The sequence below is a fragment of the Microbacterium gallinarum genome, from assembly GCF_014837165.1.
In the GTDB taxonomy this organism is placed as follows: Bacteria; Actinomycetota; Actinomycetes; order Actinomycetales; family Microbacteriaceae; genus Microbacterium; species Microbacterium gallinarum.
Map to the genome: position 1 here is coordinate 11,705 of NZ_JACSPM010000001.1, position 17,921 is coordinate 29,625.

Annotated in this window: 17 protein-coding genes; 3 read left to right on the top strand and 14 right to left on the bottom strand. The window is 71.1% G+C overall.

The window, feature by feature from the left end:
- Positions 1-45: 45 nt before the first annotated feature.
- On the top strand, positions 46-1,476 hold the full coding sequence (locus H9622_RS00080) for a hypothetical protein (protein WP_191763043.1): 1,431 nt from the start codon (positions 46-48) through the stop codon (positions 1,474-1,476).
- On the opposite strand, the gene metE is transcribed toward H9622_RS00080, so the two are convergent.
- Positions 1,473-3,809: a 5-methyltetrahydropteroyltriglutamate--homocysteine S-methyltransferase gene (gene metE / locus H9622_RS00085; protein ID WP_191763045.1), complete on the bottom strand. Its 2,337-nt coding sequence runs from the start codon at positions 3,807-3,809 to the stop codon at positions 1,473-1,475. The two genes, H9622_RS00080 and metE, sit on opposite strands and share 4 nt — an antisense overlap.
- Positions 3,806-4,765, bottom strand: coding sequence for a methylenetetrahydrofolate reductase (locus tag H9622_RS00090; RefSeq protein ID WP_191763047.1), 960 nt, complete (start codon positions 4,763-4,765; stop codon positions 3,806-3,808). Before H9622_RS00090 ends, metE begins: the two co-directional genes overlap by 4 nt.
- Before the next feature lie 248 nt (positions 4,766-5,013).
- On the opposite strand from H9622_RS00090, the gene H9622_RS00095 reads away from it, so the two are divergent.
- Positions 5,014-6,936, top strand: a complete 1,923-nt coding sequence (locus tag H9622_RS00095) for a S9 family peptidase (protein WP_191763049.1) — start codon at positions 5,014-5,016, stop codon at positions 6,934-6,936.
- A 63-nt stretch (positions 6,937-6,999) separates the two neighbouring features.
- Here the strand turns inward: H9622_RS00095 and hflX are convergent, their stop codons facing one another.
- Complete coding sequence (hflX, locus tag H9622_RS00100) at positions 7,000-8,517, bottom strand: GTPase HflX (RefSeq protein ID WP_191763051.1); 1,518 nt, start codon at positions 8,515-8,517, stop codon at positions 7,000-7,002.
- A gap of 91 nt (positions 8,518-8,608) precedes the next feature.
- On the opposite strand from hflX, the gene H9622_RS00105 reads away from it, so the two are divergent.
- Positions 8,609-9,250, top strand: a complete 642-nt coding sequence (locus tag H9622_RS00105) for a class I SAM-dependent methyltransferase (RefSeq protein WP_191763053.1) — start codon at positions 8,609-8,611, stop codon at positions 9,248-9,250.
- A 6-nt stretch (positions 9,251-9,256) separates the two neighbouring features.
- Here H9622_RS00105 and dapF read toward each other — a convergent pair whose 3' ends face one another.
- From dapF to pgsA, 11 genes are all read right to left on the bottom strand, one after another.
- Positions 9,257-10,129, bottom strand: coding sequence for a diaminopimelate epimerase (dapF, locus tag H9622_RS00110; RefSeq protein WP_191763055.1), 873 nt, complete (start codon positions 10,127-10,129; stop codon positions 9,257-9,259).
- Positions 10,130-10,157: 28 nt separating this feature from the next.
- Entirely contained in the window at positions 10,158-10,580 is a 423-nt protein-coding gene (locus H9622_RS00115) for a GNAT family acetyltransferase (RefSeq protein WP_191763057.1), read from the bottom strand.
- Positions 10,577-11,512, bottom strand: a complete 936-nt coding sequence (miaA, locus tag H9622_RS00120; RefSeq protein ID WP_191763059.1) for a tRNA (adenosine(37)-N6)-dimethylallyltransferase MiaA — start codon at positions 11,510-11,512, stop codon at positions 10,577-10,579. Before miaA ends, H9622_RS00115 begins: the two co-directional genes overlap by 4 nt.
- Complete coding sequence (miaB, locus tag H9622_RS00125; RefSeq protein ID WP_191763061.1) at positions 11,509-13,059, bottom strand: tRNA (N6-isopentenyl adenosine(37)-C2)-methylthiotransferase MiaB; 1,551 nt, start codon at positions 13,057-13,059, stop codon at positions 11,509-11,511. The genes miaA and miaB overlap by 4 nt, the downstream gene beginning before the upstream one ends.
- A 39-nt stretch (positions 13,060-13,098) precedes the next feature.
- Positions 13,099-13,851 carry a hypothetical protein gene (locus H9622_RS00130; RefSeq protein WP_191763063.1) on the bottom strand — a complete coding sequence of 251 codons (753 nt, stop codon included), beginning with the start codon at positions 13,849-13,851 and terminating at the stop codon, positions 13,099-13,101.
- A 94-nt stretch (positions 13,852-13,945) separates the two neighbouring features.
- Positions 13,946-14,632 (bottom strand): regulatory protein RecX, encoded by a 687-nt coding sequence (locus tag H9622_RS00135; protein ID WP_318246981.1) that lies wholly within the window; start codon positions 14,630-14,632, stop codon positions 13,946-13,948.
- Between the two features lie 136 nt (positions 14,633-14,768).
- Positions 14,769-15,818 carry a recombinase RecA gene (recA, locus tag H9622_RS00140; RefSeq protein WP_191763067.1) on the bottom strand — a complete coding sequence of 350 codons (1,050 nt, stop codon included), beginning with the start codon at positions 15,816-15,818 and terminating at the stop codon, positions 14,769-14,771.
- A gap of 314 nt (positions 15,819-16,132) precedes the next feature.
- Positions 16,133-16,357, bottom strand: coding sequence for a DUF3046 domain-containing protein (locus H9622_RS00145; RefSeq protein WP_191763069.1), 225 nt, complete (start codon positions 16,355-16,357; stop codon positions 16,133-16,135).
- A 21-nt stretch (positions 16,358-16,378) separates the two neighbouring features.
- A complete protein-coding gene (locus H9622_RS00150; protein ID WP_191763071.1) occupies positions 16,379-16,687 on the bottom strand; it encodes a helix-turn-helix domain-containing protein in 309 nt (102 codons plus the stop codon).
- 144 nt (positions 16,688-16,831) lie between these two features.
- Entirely contained in the window at positions 16,832-17,308 is a 477-nt protein-coding gene (locus tag H9622_RS00155) for a CinA family protein (protein ID WP_191763073.1), read from the bottom strand.
- Complete coding sequence (gene pgsA, locus H9622_RS00160; RefSeq protein ID WP_191763075.1) at positions 17,305-17,877, bottom strand: CDP-diacylglycerol--glycerol-3-phosphate 3-phosphatidyltransferase; 573 nt, start codon at positions 17,875-17,877, stop codon at positions 17,305-17,307. Before pgsA ends, H9622_RS00155 begins: the two co-directional genes overlap by 4 nt.
- Positions 17,878-17,921: the final 44 nt, after the last annotated feature.

Below are 17,921 nucleotides of genomic sequence, written 5' to 3' on the forward strand. Positions count from 1 at the left end.
GGTGAAACTCCGGCGCGATGGGCCACCGTCCGCCACAATGGCGGCATGAGCGACATCGACACCGCTGACGCGCAAACGCTCGAAGCACGCATCCGCGAGCTCGAACGGGAGAACGCACGGCTCGCGGCCGAGACCGCCGCCGCAACGCCTGCCCCGTCCGGCGGACGATGGCGGGCGTGGGTCTCCGCGCTGTGCATCGTCATCGCCGCCATCCTCGTGCCGGTGTCGATCGTCACGGCGTGGGCCCGCGTCCAGCTCGTCGAGGAAGACGCGTTCGTCGCGACCCTTGCTCCGCTCGTCGACGACCGCGCCGTGCAGGCGATGGTCATCGACGAGGCGATGGAGGCGATCAACGACCAGGTCGACTTCCAGACTCTGACGGCCAACGTGTTCGACGGCATCGCCGACCTCGGGCTCCCGCCCCGGGCCGCCCAGGCGCTCGGCCTGCTGGAGGCCCCGGCGGCGAGCGGGCTCGAGAACCTGGTCAACGAGGCGGTCACCCGCGTCGTGGAATCCGATGCGTTCTCCGACGTGTGGGCCACCGCGACGCGCGCCGCCCATCGCGCCCTCACCACGGCGGCGACGTCGGACGGCGGGGGCCTGGTGGTGCGCACCGATGAGGGCGTCGGCATCCAGCTCGGCGCCGTCGTCGACGCCGTCAAGCAGCGTCTGGTCGACCGGGGCGTGAGCGCCGCACAGCTCATCCCCGAGATCGACAGGGTCGTCATCGTGGGCAAGGGCGACAACCTCGCCGCCGTCCGCACCGGATACGCCCTCGCGACGTCACTCGGCTGGTGGCTCCCGGTCCTCACTCTCGTCCTGTTCGGGCTCGGCATCGCCGTGGCCCGTCGGCGCAGCCTCGCCGTGCTCGGCACGGGCCTCGCCATCGCGATCGGCGCCGGCGCGCTCGCGATCGGCCTCTCCGTCGGGGATACCGTGATGGGTACGGTGGCCTCCGATCTCGGCCTCTCCCCCGCCGGCCTCGGCGTGATCTACGAGCAGGTCGTCGGCGCGATGACGCAGACGGCGATCGTGCTGAGCGTGCTCGGCGTGTTCGTCGCGCTGCTGGGCTGGGCGATGGGCCGCTCCGCCGCCGCGCAGGGCACCCGCAGCGCGGTCCGCTCCGTCAACTCGTCCGCCCGCCGCCAGCTCGCCGCCCGCGGCCTCGACACCCGCGGCTTCGGCGCCTGGCTCGCACGCTCGCGTGTGCTCGTGCGCACGATCATCGCCGTCCTCGCGGTGCTGTGGCTCTTCGCCCTGCGACCGCTGTCGTTCGGCGACGTCGTGCTGGTGATCGTGGTGGCCTTCGCCGTCGCGTGGCTCCTCGAGCTGCTGCAGCGCCGCGAGGAGGAGCACCCCGTCGAGGGCGACATCGTGGTCGAGAGCGACATCATCGAGCCCGAGCCGGTGACCACGGATGCCGCGGCCGACGTGGCCGCGGCATCCGATCCGCTCTCGCAAGACGTGAAGAACTAGACCGCGGCACCCACCTTCGCGCGGATCGTGCGCGTCGCCTCGATGATGTTGCGCAGCGACTCGACGGTCTCGTCGTAGCCGCGGGTCTTGAGACCGCAGTCCGGGTTCACCCACACCTGCCGCAGCGGCAGCTCGGTCGCGGCGCGGTCGAGCAGCTCGGCGACCTCACCGGCCGACGGGACGCGCGGCGAGTGGATGTCGTAGACGCCCGGACCCACGCCGTGCGTGAAGCCCGACTCGGCGATGTCGCCGATCACCTCGCCGCGACTGCGCGCGGCCTCGATCGACGTCACGTCGGCGTCGAGCGCTGCGATCGCGTCGATGACGACGTCGAACTCCGAGTAGCAGAGGTGGGTGTGCACCTGGGTCGCCTCGGCCGCGCCCGCCGTCGACAGCCGGAACGACCCGACCGACCACTCGAGGTACGCCGGCTGATCGGCTTTCTTCAGCGGCAGGAGCTCGCGCAGCGCCGGCTCGTCGACCTGGATCACGCCGATGCCGGCGGCCTCGAGGTCGGCGATCTCGTCACGCAGTGCCAGGGCCACCTGGTTGGCGGTGTCGGCGAGCGGCTGGTCGTCGCGCACGAACGACCACGCCAGGATCGTCACCGGGCCCGTCAGCATGCCCTTCATCGGCTTGGCGGTGAGCGACTGCGCGAACGTCGACCACGCCACCGTGATCGGCGCCGGCCGTGACACGTCACCCCACAGGATCGAGGGACGCGTCGCACGCGAACCGTACGACTGAACCCAGCCGTGCTGCGTGACGTCGAACCCGTCGAGGTTCTCGGCGAAGTACTGCACCATGTCGTTGCGCTCGGCCTCGCCGTGCACCAGCACGTCGAGCCCGAGGTCCTCCTGCAGCGTCACGACGCGGGCGATCTCGTCGCGGAGGAACTGCTCGTACTCCTCCGTGGTGATCTCGCCCTTGCCGTGGCGCGCACGTGCGCGGCGGATGTCGCCGGTCTGCGGGAACGAGCCGATCGTGGTCGTCGGCAGCACGGGAAGGTCGAGCGCGGCCTCCTGGGCGGCGACCCGTGCCTCGTAGTCGCCGCGGTCGAAGTCCGCCGGGGTCAGTGCGGCGGCGCGCTGGCGCACGGCGCCGTCGCGCACGCCGGGCGCGCTCCGCCGGTCGGCGAGGGCAGCGGATGCCGCGGCCACCTCGTCCGCGATCGAGTCGGCGCCCTCGGCGAGACCCCGTGCGAGGGTCACGACCTGTCCGGTCTTCTGGTCGGCGAAGGCCAGCCACGACACCAGACGCGGGTCGAGCGCCGTCTCGTCCTCGACGTCGTGCGGGACGTGCTGCAGCGACGTCGACGTGCCGGCCGACACCTGAGCCGCGCCGAGCGCCTCGAGGGCCGTGAGCTTCGTCCACGCGGCGGCGAGGTCCCCGCGCCAGATGTTGCGGCCGTCGATCACCCCGCCGACGAGCGTCTTGCCCGCCAGACCGTGGGCTGCGGCCGGCGCCGAGCCGCGCGTCAGATCGATCGCGAGCGCCTCGACGGGCGCAGCGGCGAGCGCCGTCCACGCCTCGGGTGAGAGCTGGGCGTAGCCGGCCGTCACGAGGATCGAAGGGCGGTCCGACGCGCCGCCGAGCACGGCGTACGCGCGTGCAGCCGCATCGGCGAGCGCCGCCGGCGACGCCGGCAGGCTCTCGCTGACGAGGGCGGGCTCGTCGAGCTGCACCCACTCGGCTCCCGCGGCGCGCAGCGCGCCCAGGAGTTCGGCGTACACGGGCAGGAGGTCGTCGAGACGGCTGAGCGGGTAGAAGCCCTCGGGCGCGGCATCCGTCGCCTTCGCCAGCGCGAGCAGGGTGACCGGCCCGACGACGACCGGGCGAACGGTGAAGCCATCCGACTTCGCCTCGGCGACCTGGCTTGAGAACCGCTCGCTCGACAGGGCGAACGCCGTCTCGGGTCCGATCTCGGGAACGAGGTAGTGGTAGTTGGTGTCGAACCACTTCGTCATCTCGAGAGGGGCGTTCTCACCGGCGCCGCGCGCGGCGGTGAAGTACGCGCCGAGGCCGATCGTGCCGTCGGCCTCGCGTAGGTCGGCGAACCGCTCCGGCAGCGCACCGACGGCGACAGCGGCGTCGAGGACCTGGTCGTAGTACGAGAACGACTCGGGGATCGACGAGTCGTCGCGGCCGAGGCCGAGCTCGGCGAGGCGCTCGCGCGTCGCGCGACGCAGGTCGGCGGCGGTCTGCTCGAGCGCGGCTGCATCGGTCGTGCCGGCCCAGTGGGCCTCGACGGCGCGCTTGAGCTCGCGACGGCGACCGATCCGGGGGTAGCCGAGGATCGTGCCGCGGGGGAAGGCGGGGGTGGTGTCGGTCATCGTGCGACTTCCTTTTCGAGGGGGTGGGTGAGGATCCCGGCGTCGCGCAGCACCGCGAGCACCGTTTCGTGGCTGTTGAAGGCGTACAGGTGAACGCCGGGAGCGCCCCCGGCGACGACGTCGCGGGCGAGTCCGGCGGCGTACTCGATCCCGAGCGCGCGCTGGCCCTCGGCGGTGGGCTCGACCTCGAGCGCGATGGCGAGCTCGGCGGGCAGCTCCTCGTCGCTGAGCTCGAGCACGCGGCGCAGCCGCGACGGCGAGGTGATCGGCATGATGCCCGGCAGAATCGGGATCGTCACGCCGGCGTCGCGCGAACGCTGGACGAACGCGAGGTAGTCGTCGGCGTGGAAGAAGAGCTGCGTGATCGCGAGCGTCGCACCGGCCGCCTGCTTGGCGAGCAGCGCGTCGATGTGCTCGCGCGGATGCCGCGACCGGGGGTGCCCGTTGGGGAAGGCCGCGACGGCGATGTCCACCTTGGTGCGCGGCTCGACCTGCACGGCGCCGGGGACGCCCGGGATCTCGCGCTCGGTGTACGGCGCGCGCTCCGCCTGCACGCGGTCGATGAGCTGGACGAGCTGCGCCGAGCTCTCGAGATCGCCGAGGAACGTCTCATCCTCGCGGACGCCGGCGGGCGGGTCGCCGCGCAGCGCCAGGAAGCTCGTGACCCCGGCATCCAGGAACTCCCGGATCAGCGCATTGGCGCCCGCGTACGTGTTGCCGACGCAGGTGAGGTGGGCGAGCGGGGACGCCGCGGTCTCGGCGAGGATGAACCGCAGCAGGTCGAGGGAGCGCCCGCCGGTGGATCCGCCCGCGCCGTAGGTGACGGAGATGAATCGCGGGCACGCGGCCGCCAGCTGCCGGATGGTCTCGTGGAGGGCGAGGATGCCCGCCTCGGACCTGGGCGGGTAGACCTCGAACGAGAACGGCACCGGAGGTGTGCTGAGGTCGATCGACATATCGTGCTTCTCGGATCGGGACGGACGGGATGGGCGGGCGGCCGCGGACGCGCGCACGCTCGGGGTGTCCGGCGGCGCGGTGTCATCGCGGGCGGGTGCCGGGCTCGGCTGTCGCTCCCTGCCCGGCCCCTCGATCTCTCTCGGGGACCGTCCGATTCGGACGACCGGGCGACGATGGGGTCCAAGCTAGCCGAGCGCCGCACGCAACCCCCTCCCTGTGACCTTCTGTTTCGCCGTAGCGTGGACTCGTGACGACGGAACTGCCCTACGGATCCTGGCCCTCCCCGCTGTCGGCCGAGGCGGTGTCGGCCGCATCGCCCCGCATCGAGGGTGCGCGGTTCGTGGGCGACGAGGTGTGGTGGGGCGAATCCGTGCCCGAGGAGGCAGGCCGCACCGCCGTGCGCAGACTGGCGCCATCCGGCGAGGTCTCCGATGTGATCGACGCGCCGTGGAGCGCACGTTCGCGCGTGCACGAGTACGGCGGCGGCGCCTGGACCACCGTCGTCGGCGACGCCCTCGTCTTCGTCGAGAAGGCGGACCAGCGCGTGTGGAGGGCCACCCCCGGCGAGCGCCCGAGAGCTCTCACGCCCCTGGCCGGCGACATGCGCTTCGGCGGCCTCACCTGGGAGGGCGGACGCCTGCTCGCCGTGCGCGAGACGCATCGCGACGAGGCGGCTCCGCACCGTGACATCGTCGAGATCCCCGTCGACGGAAGCGCAGTGGAGGATGCTGCGCGACTCCGCTCGCTCGTCGAGGACAGCGACTTCCTCGCGCATCCCGCCCTGTCACCCGACGGCACGCGTCTCGCCTGGGTGGCGTGGAACCATCCCGACATGCCATGGGACCGCGCGGAGCTGCGCGTCGGACGCCTCGAAGGCGGTCTCGTCGCCGAGTGGACGACCGTCACCTCGGGCGCCACCGCGCCGCTCCAGCCCATCTGGGTGAGTGACGACGACATCGTGTTCAGCGACGATCCGACCGGCCGCTGGAACCTGACGCGGCTGCGGCTGACCGCTGACCTGCACTGCGAGGACGTCGCCCCCGCAGACGCCGATACGGGCGGTCCGCTGTGGGTGCTCGGCCAGAGGTGGTTCGCCGTCCTCGACGACGGCCGCATCGTCGCGGTGCGCACGAACGGCTCGGATGAGCTGGTCCTGATCGGGACCGACGGCGAGGTGCACCCCCTTCCCGTCGACGCCGTCGCCGGCATGTCGATCGAAGACGTCCGAGGCAGCCGGATCCTCCTGAGCGGCGCGGGAGCGGCGGGCACCGGCCTGTGGGACCTCGACGTCGACGACCCCGGCGCCGCCCGCCTGCTCGTCGGCGGCCGCACGGCGTGGGGCGAGGAATGGATGCCGCGCCCCCGTGTCGTCACGGTCGACGGCCCGCGCGGGCCGGTCCACGCCTTCGACTACCCGCCGACGAATCCCGACGTCACTGCACGCGCCGACGAGCGCCCCCCTTATGTGGTGTTCGTGCACGGCGGGCCGACATCGCACGTGGGGGGCGCGGCATCCACCAAGATCGCGTACTTCACGAGCCGCGGGATCGGCGTGCTCGACGTCAACTACGGCGGTTCGAGCGGCTACGGGCGCCCGTACCGCGAGCGCCTGCTCGGACAGTGGGGCGTCGTCGACGTCGACGACGTGATCGCCGCCGCCCGGGGCCTCGCCGCCGAGGGCGCCGCCGACGCGGATCGTCTCGCGATCGCGGGCGGATCCGCCGGGGGCTGGACGGTGCTGTGCGCACTGACCCTGTCGGACGCCTTCGCCGCGGGGATCAGCCGCTACGGCGTCGCCGATCTGCGACGGCTGGCCGAAGACACCCACGACTTCGAGGCGCGCTACCTCGACAGCATGGTCGGGCCGTTGCCCGAGGCCGAGGCGCTGTACGTCGCCCGCTCGCCGCTGTCACGGCTCGACCGGCTGCGCACGCCCCTGCTGATCGAACAGGGGCTCGACGACCGCGTCGTGCCCCCCTCGCAGTCCGAAGCCGTGCGCGACGCCCTCCGTCAGAACGGCGTGCCGCACGCATACCTCGCGTTCGAGGGCGAGGGGCACGGCTTCCGCCGCGCCGAGACGGTCGTGCGTCAGCTGCAGGCCGAGGTGGCGTTCCTCGGCCGGGTGTTCGGGTTCGCCCCCGACGGCCTGCCCCCGCTCGAGCTCGACTGAGCGCGTCCCGCGTCGCCGCGCCCCGGTCGTCGAGCGAGGAGCGAGGCGGCGCGACGGGACGCGTCAGCGCACGAACGGCGCGAGCCGTGCGGCGAGGTGCTCGCCGACCCGGGCGCGCACCGCGGTGCCGCCCTCTTCATGCTGCTGGTCGAGGATCATGCCCTGCTCGTGGATGGCCGACACCAGGTCGCCCCGGTCGTACGGCACGAGCACGTCGATCTCGACGGCGGGAAGCGGCAGCGCCGCCTCGATCGCCGCGCGCAGCTCGTCGATCCCCTCGCCGGTGCGCGAGGACGCGAAGAGCGCCTTCGGCTCGAGGCCGCGCAGCAGCAGGCGCTCGTCGTCGTCGATCAGGTCGGCCTTGTTGAAGACGACGAGTTCCGGGATGTCGCGTCCGCCCACATCGCCGATGACATCGCGCACCGTCGCCAGCTGAGCGGCCGGGTCGGGGTGCGAGCCGTCGACGACGTGCACGATGACGTCGGCCTCGCCGACCTCCTCGAGCGTCGAGCGGAACGCCTCGACGAGCTGGTGCGGCAGGTTGCGCACGAACCCGACCGTGTCGGTGAGCGTGTAGACGCGACCGTCGGTCGTCTCGGAGCGGCGGACCGTGGCATCGAGCGTCGCGAACAGCGCATTCTCGACCAGCACGCCGGCGCTCGTGAGCCGATTGAGCAGGCTCGACTTGCCGGCGTTGGTGTAGCCGGCGATCGCGACGGAGGGGATGGTGTGGCGCTTGCGCTCGGCCCGCTTGGCGTCGCGGGCGGGCGCGAACTCGCGGATCTGGCGGCGCAGCTGCGCCATCTTGGTGCGGATGCGACGGCGGTCGAGCTCGATCTTCGTCTCACCGGGACCGCGCGAGCCCATGCCCGCGCCGCCGGCGCCGACCTGGCCGCCCGCCTGGCGGCTCATCGAGTCACCCCAACCGCGCAGACGCGGCAGCAGGTACTCGAGCTGCGCGAGCTCGACCTGCGCCTTGCCCTCGCGGCTCTTGGCATGCTGGCTGAAGATGTCGAGGATGACCGTGGTGCGATCGATGACCTTGACCTTCACCACGTCTTCCAGCGCGCGCCTCTGGCTCGGCGCGAGTTCGGTGTCGGCGATGACCGTGTCGGCACCCACGGCGGCGACGATGTCACGCAGCTCCTGCGCCTTGCCCCGGCCCACATAGGTCGCGGGATCGGGGTGCGGACGCCGCTGCAGCACGCCGTCGAGCACCACGGCGCCGGCGGTCTCGGCGAGCGCCGCGAGCTCGCGCAGCGAGTTCTCGGCGTCCTCCTGCTCACCCTGCGCGTGCACGCCGACCAGCACGACGTTCTCGAGTCGCAACTGCCGGTACTCGACCTCGGTGACGTCTTCGAGCTCGGTGGACAGTCCGGGCACACGTCGCAGCGCGGCGCGCTCCTCGCGGTCCCACTGCTCGCCGTCGGTGTCGGCGCTGGCGACCGTGGCTTCGTCCTGGAGCGCCTGCGCGGCGCCGAACACACGCACCCCCGAGCGCGCTTCAGCGCGCGCGAGCACGCGATCCACCGGGTCCACCGGCGTCTCGTCCGTGCTGCGAGGTGTTGTCGTATCCGTCATGTGTTCCTTCCGGGATGCCGTTTCCAGCGCTCATCGGCCAGTTCGAGGCATCCGTGAATTCTAGTCTGGTCCTCCGCTAGGCTCGTCAGCCATGGGCAGCGACCACTACTTCAGTGCTACGCCCGCCAGTCCCGAGAATCTCCGTCGCGTCCGCGTCGTGCTCGCCGGCCGGGAGGTCGAGGTGACGACGGCGGGCGGGGTGTTCAGCCCCGATCACGTGGATTCGGGCACCGGCGTGCTGCTCTCGAACACTCCCCCGCCGCCACCCGGCGGGAACCTGCTCGATCTCGGGGCCGGTTGGGGTCCGATCGCGTTGAGCCTCGCCCTGGAGTCGCCCCACGCGACCGTCTGGGCGGTCGATGTGAACGAACGCGCCCTGGACCTGGTACGGCGCAACGCCGAGGCGCTGGGCCTCTCGAACATCAACGCCGTCCTGCCCGATGATGTTCCCGACGACGTCGTCTTCCGCACGATCCGCTCGAACCCCCCGATCCGCGTCGGCAAGCACGAGCTGCACGGCCTGCTCGAACGCTGGATCCCGCGGCTCGACGAGCGCGCCGACGCGTGGCTCGTCGTGCAGCGCAACCTGGGGTCGGACTCGCTGCAGCGCTGGCTCGCCGCGACCTTCGAGCGGGGCTACAGCGTGCAGCGCGCGGCGACCGGCCGCGGCTTCCGCGTGATCAAGGTGCGCCGCCACGGCTCGCCACCGAGCGAGCCGATCGACCTGCCCTGAACCGCTTCAGGCGAGGGTGACCTCGCCCGAGTACACGAGCGTCGCCGGTCCGGAGAGCAGCACGTGCCGCTCGCCGTCGATCTCGGGCACGCGCACCCCGAGCGTGCCCCCGGGCACCTCGACGCTCCAGTGGTCGGGAGCCGCGGGTCCTGCCCAGTGCCGCACCGCCAGCGCCGCGGCCGCCACGCCGGTGCCGCAGCTGAGCGTCTCGCCCACGCCGCGCTCGAAGACGCGCATGCGGATGGAGCCGACGCCATCGCGCACGAGCGGGTCGCTCGGCACGACGAACTCGACGTTCGCGCCGTGCGGCGGCTCGGGGTGCAGCTGCGGCAGCACTCCGAGGTCGAGGGCTTCGAGTTCGCGATGGTCGGGCAGGGCCACCACGATGTGGGGGTTGCCGACGTCGATGCCGAGGCCCGGACGGGGAGCCCCGATGCCCCGCGCGCGGACGAGCACATCGTCCTGTTCGATGCGCCACGGTCCGAGGTCGACCTCGAAGCCGAGCTCGCTGCGGGTGAGCGTCTTCACGCCGGCGCGTGTGGCGATCCGAAGCGGACCCTCGTCCAGCGTCGCCCAGCCGACCTCGGCCAGATAGCGGGCGAACACGCGGATGCCGTTGCCGCACATCTCGGCGCGGGAGCCGTCGGCGTTGCGGTAGTCCATGAACCACTCGACACCGGATGCCGCGGCCTCGGCGCCCTCATCGATGGCGGCAGCGCGCACGACGCGCAGGATCCCGTCACCGCCGATGCCGAACCGTCGATCGCACAGGACGGCGACCTGGTCGTCGGAGAGATCGAGGTCACCGTCGCGGTCGGGGACGATCACGAAGTCGTTGCCGGTGCCGTGACCTTTGGTGAACGCGATCGTCTGCGGCATCGTCCCAGTCTATGGGCGCAGCCCTGGGTCAGTCGGCGATGAGGCGCTTGCCCGTCGCCCAGGTCTCGAACGTCTCGAAGCCGAGCGCCTCGTAGAACCCCTGCGCAATGTCGTTGTCGGGCCGCACCATGAGCTGCACTTTCGGGCATCCCATGTCGAGCAGCAGCGCCTCCGCCCGTTCCACGAGCGAACGCGCGATGCCCTGCCCGCGGCGGGCCGGATCGCTCGCGAGGTAGTAGAGCCAGCCGCGATGACCGTCGTAGCCGGCCATCACCGTGCCGACCATGTCGGCGCCGTCGACCGCGACGAGGAACAGCTCGGGCTGGACCTTCAGCTTGCGGCTGATGTCCTGGTACGGGTTGTTCCACGGCCGGGTGAGTTTCGTCGCCTGCCACAGCGAGACGACTGCTTCGGTGTCGGGAAGTTGGAAGGCCCGGATCGCGACAGTCATGCCGTCGAGTCTGCCAGGTCGGCGGCATCCGCTCCCGGAGTCGTCCACAAGACGCCGCCGTAGCGCTTGAACCACGACACCTGCCGGCGCGCGTAGCGGCGCGTGAGCGCCTGCGTCTCGGCGATCGCCTCGGCCTCGGTCATCTCGCCGTGCAGCTGGGCCAGGGCTTGCGCGTAGCCGATGGCCCGCCGTGCCGTGACGCCGCGCTCGAGCCCGGCATCGCGCAGCGACTCGACCTCGGCGAGGAGGCCATTGCGCCACATCCCCTCCACCCGCGCGTCGAGGCGCGCGACGAGTTCGTCGCGCGGAACGGCGACGCCGACGATCGCGGTGTCCTCGCGCCAGAGCACGGGCTCGTCGGGCAGCGCGGCGCCGTGGGTGCGCTCCCCCATCTCGAGCACCTCCAGCGCGCGGACGACCCTGCGGCCGTTGCGGGGGTCGACGCGCTCCGCCGTGGCGGGGTCGAGCTCGCGCAGGCGGGCGAACAGCGCGCCCGGCCCCGACGCCTCGAGCTCCGCTTCCAGACGCTCCCGCACGGCGCGATCCCGCGGCGGGAACCGGAAGTCGAACAGCACGCTCGAGACGTACAGGCCCGAGCCTCCGACGAGGATGGCGTCGGCGCCGCGGCCGTGGATCTCGTCGATCACGGCGCGTGCGGTCGTCTGATACCAGGCGACCGCGGCGTCCTCGGTCGGGTCGAGGACGTCGAAGAGGTGATGAGGGATGCCGCGCCGCTCCGATTCCGGCAGCTTGGCGGTGCCGATGTCCATGCCGCGGTACAGCTGCATCGCGTCGGCATTGACGATCTCGGCTCGACCGCCGCGCGCGACGATCGCCTCGGCGAGGTCGAGCGACAGGGCAGTCTTGCCGGTTCCGGTCGCGCCGACGACCGCCCACAGGCGCGGCGGGCGCGGGTGCGCGGCGGCGGTCACACCCCGATGCGCAGCGTCGGGAGCCCCAGCGAGACGGCGCGCGGCGCACCGGCCTCGCCGGCGGGAGCCGGAACACCGCACGACTCGGCCTGCGTGCGATCCCACGCGTCACCGGACCGCGTGCGGCGGATGCGCAGCGGCGCCCCGTCGGGGCTGTCGGCCAGCAGGTGGAACGGCGCGCCGTGCGTCACGGTCACCGACACGACGTCACCCGGACGCGGGAGGTCGGAGCCCTCGGGCACCTCGAAGTGCACGAGCCGGTTGTCTTCGGCGCGGCCGGTGAGGCGGTGGGTCGCGGCATCCTTCTTGCCCTCGCCGGTCGAGACGAGCACCTGCAGCTCGCGCCCGACCTGCTTCTGGTTCTCCTCGAGCGAGATGCGCTCCTGAAGCGCGACGAGGCGCTCGTAGCGCTCCTGCACGACGGCCTTCGGCACCTGGTCGGGCATCGTGGCCGCCGGGGTGCCCTCGCGGATCGAGTACTGGAAGGTGAAGGCACTTGCGAACCGCGCCTGCTCGACGACCCGCATCGTGTCTTCGAAGTCCTCGTCGGTCTCGCCCGGGAAGCCGACGATGATGTCGGTCGAGATGGCCGCGTTCGGGATGCGCGCGCGCACGCGGTCGAGGATGCCGAGGAACTTCGCGCTGCGGTACGAGCGGCGCATCGCCTTGAGGATGCGGTCGCTGCCCGACTGGAGCGGCATGTGCAGCTGCGGCATGACGGCGGGCGTCTCGACCATCGCCTCGATGACGTCGTCCGTGAATGCCGCCGGGTGCGGACTGGTGAAGCGGATGCGCTCGAGTCCGGGGATCTCGCCGGCCGCGCGGAGCAGCTTGCCGAACGCCTGCCGGTCGCCGAACTCCACTCCGTAGGAGTTGACGTTCTGGCCGAGGAGGGTGACCTCCATCGCGCCGTCCTCGACGAGGAGCCGGATCTCGTTCAGGATGTCGCCCGGTCGGCGGTCCTTCTCTTTGCCGCGCAGGCTCGGGACGATGCAGAACGTGCAGGTGTTGTTGCACCCGACCGAGATCGACACCCAGCCGCTGTACACGCTGTCGCGCTTGGTGGGCAGCGTCGAGGGGAAGACCTCGAGCGACTCGAGGATCTCGAGCTCGGCCTCGCCGTTGTGACGGGCGCGCTCGAGCAGGCTCGGGAGCGACCCCATGTTGTGCGTGCCGAAGACGACATCCACCCAGGGCGCCTTCTCCTGGACGGTGTCCTTGTCCATCTGGGCGAGGCAGCCGCCCACGGCGATCTGCATGCCCTCACGCTTGTCTTTGCGCGACTTCAGATGGCCGAGCGTCCCGTAGAGCTTGCCGGCCGCGTTGTCACGCACCGCGCAGGTGTTGATGACGACGACGTCGGCTTCCTCGCCGACCTCGGCGCGCACGTAGCCAGCGCTCTCGAGCGAGCCGGACAGCCGCTCCGAGTCGTGCACGTTCATCTGGCAGCCGAAGGTGCGCACCTCGTAGGTGCGGGCCTTGCCGTCGGCGTCGCGCGCCGCGTCGGAGGGCGCGATGAGTGTCGGGAGTGGGGACGGCATGGTCATGATGCGTGCCATTCTACGAGCCGCTCGTGTGAGTCGAGTTCAGTCGGAGTGGCTCGCCTCAGGGCGCGCGAGTCCGCGAAACGGGTCAGCCAGGCGTTCGAACTCCGCGCGATCCGCGGCCGCGATCGTCTGTATGCCATAGAACAGCGAGATTCCGCTGACGAGCCAGCCGTTCTGCTCAGCCTCGGCGAGGGCTTGGTCGTCTCGGCGCGCGTCCTGCACGGTGACGGTCATGAACTCGCCGTTCGCGAAGAAGTCGATCGACCGCATCCAGTGCGAGGTTTCGACCGGGTCGTCGTCGACGGCGGGGACGTCGGAGCGGCGGATGCCCCACTCGGCAAGCTCTCGCTCGGCGGCGTCGAGGATGCCCTGCCACACCTCCGGCGGCAGTTCCGCTTCGGCTTCCCAGTTCGCGGAGTTGTACACCTGCAGCATCGACGTGCCGCCGTAGCCGTTCCCGCCGTAGGGGTACCAGCCCTCCGGGCCGGTGGAGTGCCAGTCGAAATCCCCTGTCCGGCCGAGCGCCGCCTCGATCCCCTCCGCCACGGCTTCGCGCACCTCGGGCCAGTGATCGTCGATCTCCTCCACCGAGGGCAGCGCCAGGACATCATCCGCATCGGTGTAGGCGTCGGCGGGATAGTCGCGCCAGTCGACCGTGACCACATCGCCGTCGGCGCCGCGATAGGTGGTGGTCGGCGAGGACGCGCAGCCGGCGAGCACCACCGCGGCCGTCAGGCCCACCAGCACGGGGATGAGCCGCCGCGAGAGCGGGAGGGCAGGGTCGGTGGTCATCGCGGCCAGCCTAAGCCGCGCCCGGCTGCCGCCCGCAGCGCGCGAAGAGTGTTCCCAGGTTCTGTGGCGCCGCTCCCCCGGGCGGACCGGGCGATCAGACGAACCGCACTCCGCCGCCCGAGCCACGAGACCCCTCGTCGAGGGCGATGCGCGCGGCGGTCATCGCGAGAGAGCCGTACCCTCTCCGCGCCAGCTGACCTGTGAGCCGACGGAGTGCCGTGTCGCGGTCGAGGCTCTGGAGCGAGCGAGCCTTGCTGCGCGCGAACTCGAGTGCCCGCTCGAGATCGTCGTCAGGCAGCTCCGCCAGAGCCACGTCTGCCACCTCGCGCGGGATGCCTCGCTTGGCGAGCGTCTGCGCGATCGCCTGACGACCCTGACACTTGCGGTCGGCGCCCGCATGGATGAGCTGGTCGGCGAGCGCTGCGTCGTCGAGATAGCCGTACTCGTCCATCTGCGCGATGAGATGGTCGACTTCTGCGGCGTCGAGCGAGTACTCGCGAAGAACGCCTCGAGCCTCCGAGACCGACAGCGACCGGGTGCGCAGCTTCTTGAGCAGCACCTTCTCGGCGAGCTCGAGGTTCTCGGCATGCTCGCTGTCGACGGACGGACCGAGCTGCGGGCGGTCGTCGGCCCACGTCGGGTGCCATGCCTCCGCGACGCCACCCGCCGCGACGTCGGTGAGCGAGTCGTCGCTCGACGAATCGACGCTGACCACGTCGTCGAGCTCGGCCGCGACGTCGCCCTCTCCGTGCGCGCCGGCGTCCGATAGCGCGCGGTCCACGTCACCGGACGCGACGTCCACGTCACCGGACGCCGGTCGGGTTCGGGTCGGCCGCGGGGCGGTCGGAACCGGTCCGCCGAAGAGAGGGATCACGGGGGCGAGCGTGTCGCGCTCGCCCCCGTCATCGTGACGCATGTCAGGCCGGGCGGCGCGCGGCCAGATCGTCGGCCGGCGCCTCGACGGCCTTCGGCTGACCGATGCCGAGCTTCGCCTTGATCTTCGACTCGATCTCGGCCGCGGTGTCGGCGTTCTTGATCAGGAAGTTGCGGGCGTTCTCCTTGCCCTGGCCGAGCTGCTCGCCGTCGTAGGTGTACCAGGCGCCAGACTTCTTCACGATGCCGTGCTCGACACCGAAGTCGATGAGGCTGCCTTCCCGCGAGATGCCGACGCCGTAGAGGATGTCGAACTCGGCCTGCTTGAACGGCGGGGCCATCTTGTTCTTGACGACCTTGACGCGCGTGCGGTTTCCGACCGCGTCGGTGCCGTCTTTCAGGGTCTCGATGCGGCGGATGTCGAGGCGTACCGAAGCGTAGAACTTCAGCGCCTTTCCACCGGCGGTGGTCTCGGGCGAGCCGAAGAAGACGCCGATCTTCTCACGCAGCTGGTTGATGAAGATCATGGTGGTGTTGGTCTGGTTGAGGCCACCGGTGAGCTTGCGAAGCGCCTGCGACATGAGGCGCGCCTGCAGACCGACGTGGGAGTCGCCCATCTCACCCTCGATCTCGGCCTTCGGCACCAGTGCCGCGACGGAGTCGATCACGACGAGGTCGATCGCACCCGAGCGCACGAGCATGTCGGCGATCTCGAGCGCCTGCTCACCCGTGTCGGGCTGCGACACGAGCAGCGAGTCGATGTCGACGCCCAGCTTCTGCGCGTAGTCGGGGTCGAGCGCGTGCTCGGCGTCGATGAAGGCGGCGATGCCGCCGGCACGCTGCACGTTCGCGATGGCGTGAAGCGTGAGCGTCGTCTTACCCGACGACTCCGGGCCGTAGATCTCGATGATGCGGCCGCGGGGAAGCCCGCCGATGCCGAGGGCGACGTCGAGGGCGATCGACCCGGTGGGGACGACCTCGACGGGTGCGCGCTCGTCGCTGCCCAGCCGCATGACCGAGCCCTTTCCGAACTGCCGGTCGATCTGGGCGAGGGCCGACTCGAGGGCCTTCTCGCGGTCAACTGCTGAGGGCATGACGTGCTCTTTCTGCTCGCGTTCCGTCGCCTGTAGGCTGTCGCGTTCCGGCCCCGGTGGGACGGATGCTGCGACAAGGCGTGAGGTGTCGTTCGACGCTGTTCACGCTAGGGCTGGGCTCCGACATCCGTCTTCGCTCATCCGCCGACGTGGACAGACATCCTTCGACACCTGCTGTGCAGGAGCCTACGCCGGTATCGAACACTTCTTCGATGACACGCCGCGACGCGGCACCTGCCGGTTCCTGAGTAGCCGAGCGAAGCACGGCGTATCGAAGGGCGATGACACGCCGCGAAGCGGGGTGCCCGAGGAGGTCAGCGGCGCTTGGGCTCGAGGCGTCCGACGCCATAGCGGCGGTCGGCCGGCACGTCTGTCTCCTCGCACAGGGCGAGCCAGACCTCGCGTGGCGGCACGCCGGCGGCGAGAGCCTCCGCGGCCGTGCGGGAGCCGACGCGGGAGAGCACCAGGTCCGCGATCAACGCGCTTCCGCGACTGCCGAACTCGTCGCGCACGGCGCGTTCGAACTCACTGCGCCTCATGCGTCGGAGAACCCGCAGCGCTCAGCGAAGCGACAGCTCGGCGTCGACCGCGGCGACCAGGTCGTCGGGCACGACGTCGGGGAAGGTCTGCAGGCCCTCGAGCACGGAGATGCGGTCACCGACCTCGCGCATGATGGTCGAGATGGGAACATCCAGCGCCTCGGCCACGGACGCGAGGATCTCGCTGGAGGCTTCCTTCTGGCCGCGCTCCACCTCGCTCAGATAGCCGAGGGCGACACTCGCGCGGCTCGCGACCTGACGGAGGGTGCGACCCTTCTGCTGGCGGAAATCACGAAGCACTTCGCCGATTTCTTGACGTACCAGGATCATTGTGGGCCCCCTCCTCACTTCTGATTCCGCTGTCCGGGGTGGATAACAGTACCGCACCGGATGATGCCAATCTAATCCCGCGAACTGGGGAATGGGTGGGAATCACCGAATGTAACCGAGAAGAAACCCGGTGTATTTCCGACGTCACCGACCGGTTGCGCGCAGCTCCGCGAGCACGAGTTCGAGCGCCCGGCGGACCGACTCGGTCCGGATGTCGGCCCGCGATCCTTCCAGACGGAACCCCGAGACTGCGCTCCCCTCCGGCGTCTCGACGGCGACGAACACCGTGCCCACAGGGTGGTCACCCTGTGGATCGGGCCCCGCGACGCCCGTCGTCGCCACTCCCACGTCGGCGCCGAGCACCCGCCGCGCGCCGGCGGCGAGCTGCTGCGCAACGGTCGCATCGACCGGTCCGGTGCCGGCGAGAAGCGCCTCATCTACGCCGAGCGCACTCGCCTTCACATCGGTGGAGTACGCCACCACGCCACCGCGCACGTACAGGGAAGCACCGGGCACGTCGACGAGGGAGGCGACGACCAGCCCGCCGGTGAGGGACTCCGCCGTGCCGATCGTCCAGCCCCGGCGACCGAGTGCGTCGAGCACATCGGAGGCGAGCGTCACGCCGATCCCTTGGCCTTGCGTGCGCCGCGGGCCTCGGTGATCACGTAGTCGATCCCGCTGGCGATCGTCAGCAGCACGGCGATGGTCATGGTGATGCCGTTGACCCAGAAGATCCACTCTCCGACGACCGTCCACAGCGGCAGCAGCGCGAGCGACAGGGCGATCCCCTGCGCGAGCGTCTTCAGCTTGCCCATCCACGCCGCCGCGACGACGTGATCGCTCGCGACGATGAGTCGGTGCACCGTGATGCCGACCTCGCGGATGAGCACGATGATCGTGATCCACCACGGCAGCTCAGCGAGGATCGACAGCCCGATGAACGCGAACCCGGTGAGGACCTTGTCGGCGATCGGATCGAGGAGCTTGCCCAGGTCGGTGACGATGTGGTGCTTGCGCGCGAGATACCCGTCGATCCCGTCAGTGGCGATCGCGACGATGAAGAGCACCGCAGCCCACCAGCGCAGCGGGCCGTCCGTCCCGCCGTCGGCCAGCAGCATCCACAGGAACACCGGCGCGCACAAGATGCGCACGATCGTGATCGTGTTGGGAAGCTGCCTCGGGATCGTCATGCGCCGAGCCTATCGCCGCCGGACGGCGGGGCCCGTGCGCTGGT